This is a genomic window from Corynebacterium sp. UMB0012, from assembly GCF_030216265.1.
Taxonomy (GTDB): Bacteria; Actinomycetota; Actinomycetes; order Mycobacteriales; family Mycobacteriaceae; genus Corynebacterium.
In genome coordinates this window covers 1-342 of sequence record NZ_JASOKQ010000078.1, presented here as the reverse complement: position 1 = coordinate 342, position 342 = coordinate 1, and the positions used below count along the sequence as shown (strand labels likewise).

Genomic DNA, 342 nt, shown 5'->3' with positions numbered 1-342 from the left:
ACCTTTCTGGTGAGACAGCGATGAATCTTGCGCGCGAGTTTGGCCTGTCATCAGAGAAGCTGGTCAGCGGATGGTCGCGGAAATGGCGTAAAGGTGGCGATGAGGCACTAAAACCGAAGCCGAAGGGCAGGCCCAAGGGTTCGGGCACGCCGAAGCCGCTTTCGGAGGAAGCGAAGCTGCGTCGCCAGATCGCGCGGTTGGAAGCGGAAAACGCATATCTAAAAAAATTGCGGGACTTGAGGAATCAGGGACACGCCTGAAGGTCCAGGCGATTGTCATCCTCAAGTCACGGCATCGTCTGCAATACCTTTTGGATGCGGCAGGCATGCCGAGAGCAACGTT

At 56.7% G+C, this 342-nt stretch carries 1 pseudogene; it reads left to right on the top strand.

Annotation, left to right across the window (positions count from 1 at the left end):
* Positions 1-342: pseudogene (locus QP324_RS11925) on the top strand (transposase); the annotation flags it as partial.